The following is a 3,733-nucleotide window of genomic DNA, read 5'->3' as shown; positions in this document are numbered from 1 at the left end:
ATAGCCACAACGAAAAGTGCGCTATCTTTTGCTTATCTCCGTGATGCGCTGCCAACGGTTGGACCGGTTGCGAAGGCTTTCAATTTCGAGATAGAAGATACGCTGGCTTTGCTCGGGAAACTGGCAGATTCGGGCTTTGATGCATCATCAGCCGCCACGGCTACGCGTAACATATTGCTTAACTTGGCCGACGGTGGCGGGAAACTTGCTACAGCTTTGGGCGGACCCGTCAAGACACTGCCGGAGCTTGTATCAGGCTTACAAAAGTTGAAAGACAAGGGGGTGGACTTGAACACCACATTGCAGTTGACAGACAAGCGTAGTGTTGCCGCATTCAATGCTTTCCTGCAGTCAGCAGACAAGATAACACCGCTTAGAGATGCCATAACAGGTGTGGAAGGTGATCTCGATCAGATGGCTTCTACGATGGGCGATAACGTGAAAGGCGCAATGGCAGGTCTGGGGTCTGCGTGGGAAGCTCTCATGATCAAGATGTCAGAAAACACCAATGGGCCACTGAAAGACATGATAAACTGGTTTACCAGCTTGTTGCGTGATTTGAAATCAGGTTTTTCCGGATTGGTGGCTTTTATCGTTACGCTTGTTAGCGGAAAGTTATTGCAATCTATTGTAGGTTTCTTTATGACACAGTGGAACTTCATAACTACGACTGTCAATAAATCCAAGGTTGCAGAGGAGCAGAAACTACTTGCCGCTCAGAAACGCATAGAAGCGGAAAAAGCTCTGGAAGCTACCAAGACTGCTTATGAGACAAAAGAGAATGGCCAACGACTTGCAAGTAAATCCCAGTTGGCAAAGGCGGAGAAAGCTTTCAATGCCGCGGTATTGGCAGACAAAAGAGCAATAGACGCGGCGAAGATCGCATCTGACAAAGCGGCTGCGTTACAAACTACTACTATATGGGGAAAAACCGCCAATACTATTAAACTTGCTTGGGCTAAAGTCGCCATTGCTTTGAAGTCTCTTTGGTCTGCTGTTTGGCCAATGGCTCTAATCACTGCAATTAGTATGGTTGTGGGGAAGCTATATAATATGTATACGGAAGCCAAGCGTATAAAGAATATTTTCTCTGAATATAAAGCAGAGGTCGAAAAAGTTGGTAACACCCAAGAAGTAGTTATGCTCAAAACGCAGTTGAGCATTATGAATGATAAGAAGAAAAGTTTGAATGAAATAAACAATGCTCAAACCCAGCTCCAAAAAATGCTTGGAGTGGAAAATAAATCCCAAGAAGAACTTAATAAGTTGATTGCTAAAAGAGTGCAATTATTAGAAGAAACTGCAAAAGCCCAATATTATGCAAATAAAATACCAGAAATAGAAAACAATAACAAAGAGTTGTCTAAGAGGTTTAAAGAAGATTATGGTGGTAAAGAAGGTTATTCCATGGATGACATGGTTAAGACTATTTCAGATTATGGATACCTGGATAAATCAGGTCTTCCTATGGGATTTAGGACAAAATTCGGGTTAAATGGTACTGAGACAGGAATAAGGAATGGTCTTGATGAATATATGGAAAACCTCCGTTCTCTTAATGATGCGAGAGCAGGTATAAAAAAAGCACAGATGAAAGCTAATGCGCTGGCAGGAAATACAGGAGGGAATGGCAACGATGATGACCCAGACCAGACTGAACTCCAGAAGCAACAAGAACGTTATGCTCAATCATTGCGAGAGTTGAACGCCCGTAAAGAAGTTGAGAAATTAACAACAGATCAATATAACAAAGCTTATGACGAATTAAATCGAAAATCCCTAATTGAAGCCAAGTCTTCCGACGACAAAGCTGTACTAAACAGTAAATATATAAAGTTGCTTCAGGACAAAGTAGATAATCCTTTGTATAAAGAGGATAAGGTTCAGATCGAGTTGGCCAAAGTAGAAAAGGAATACCAGACGTCCGTATCTCTTGCAAAAACCAAATTAGATAAGAAGCTTATATCAGAGGAAGAATACCGACAGGCGCTCATTGATGCGGCTATGGCAGCCGCCAACTCAGCGATATCCATTGAAGGCGTAGGGGATGCCGCCGATGAGCTTATAAAAAGAATGCAGGGAGTAGTTGGAGAAAACATGGAGAAAAGTTTCCAGATGCCCAAGCTCCGACAGCGTGATACAACTTTTGACTACAAGAAAACTGACACTGATAAGCTTTCCGAAAAAGTTGATATCTGGATTGAGTATAGGGATAACTTGAAGGAAAAGCTCAACGGAGTCAAAGACAAGACAAGCGATCTGGCAAAAGAAATTCAAGAGGAGTTGAATAATGCCATTCGGAATACCGATGATTTGGGGACAGCCTTGAAGATAGCTCAGGTAAAACAGGACGTAGAAGATTTCTCAAAGGAACTGAACGAGGGAATATATTCCGGGATTAAGGATGTGGCAAGCAGTTCTGATCGGATGGTGAGTGCATTTGAGAATCTCCGTGATGTCATGAATGATGTCGATGCATCCGGATGGGAACGTATCATGGCAGTTTGGAATGCAATGACAAATACAATTGATGGTATTATGAGTATATGTAAGACCATTGAGACATTGACGGAATTGACCAATAAATTAGCCAGGGCAAAAGAGGCAGAGGCTGCGATTGATACAGCTACCACTGCGACAAAGGTTACCAATAAGACTGCGGAAACTACAGCTGAAATTACGGCGTTAGGCACACAAACCGCGGCAGAAGTCACTGCCAGTACAGCAAAAACAACAGCGGCATCTGTAGAAATGGCAGCTAAAAGTACAGCTGCTTATGCTTATATTCCTTTTGCTGGCCCTGCGCTTGCTGCGGCTCAAATAGCAACAATGCAGGCTTTAATCGCTGCGGCGGCAATTCCCAAGTTTGCCAGTGGTGGTATTGTAACCGGTGGTCCATCTTCAGGTGACAAGATTCTAGCCCGGGTTAATGCCGGGGAAATGATTTTGAACGCTCGGCAGCAATCTAATTTGTTCGAGGCTATCAATTCGGGTAAGATGAGAGGTGATAAGATGTTAGCTTCCACAGTGACTACTAAGGTGCGCTCTAAAGACCTTATTCTTACTATCAATAATGAACTTAAATCACAAGGTAAAAAACCAATAGGATGAGCTATAGTTTGATTTACACAGTTCCTTTCGCCACGCTGGATAATATTCCTTGTGTGGTGGAAATCGAAAAAGATGGATATGAAGGTACACCGACGGAATTAACCGCTGGTGCTACCCCGTTTACAGTAGATATAGAGGGTGAAGAGTTTCTTTACACACCTACCCGGTTTTCAACGGCAAAATTACAGGTTGTGGGTAGCGATTATCTTCAATCTCTCTTCTCGACTGCTTACAAGGAATTCCGGGTGACGCTAAAGAAAAACGGTGTGATAACTTGGTGCGGCTTTATTAAACCGGAATTGTATACTCAGGACTATACAGCGAAGACTTTTACGCTTGAGATAGAGTGTATCTCAGCTATGTCTGTATTGGAATTTATCGACTATACTATAAAGGAAAAAAACAGAGGCTTTGTTTCATTGTGGTATCTTTTACAACTTTGCATCAAGGAGTCCAATGGTAGATATGATGCAGTCTATATGCCACATATATATGCTTCCAGCAAAGCGGCGTACTCAACAGAAGAGAATGTTCTTGCAGATATGGTGCTGAGCGAACAAGATTTTTTTGACGAGGACGATAAGCCAATGAAGTTAAAGGAAGTTTTAGAAGAGGTTTGTAA

Annotated in this window: 1 protein-coding gene and 1 pseudogene; both read left to right on the top strand. The window is 42.6% G+C overall.

What is annotated here, in order from left to right; translation table 11 throughout:
• Positions 1-3,111, top strand: a 3,111-nt coding sequence (locus BACCELL_RS01725) for a phage tail tape measure protein (protein WP_007209772.1), incomplete at its 5' end; no start/stop codon positions are given.
• Positions 3,108-3,733: pseudogene (locus BACCELL_RS26725) on the top strand (hypothetical protein); the annotation flags it as partial. The gene BACCELL_RS01725 and the pseudogene BACCELL_RS26725, both read left to right, overlap by 4 nt.

It is taken from the genome of Bacteroides cellulosilyticus DSM 14838, assembly GCF_000158035.1.
Lineage (GTDB): Bacteria > Bacteroidota > Bacteroidia > Bacteroidales > Bacteroidaceae > Bacteroides > Bacteroides cellulosilyticus.
This window is presented reverse-complemented; position numbering and strand designations above follow the sequence as displayed.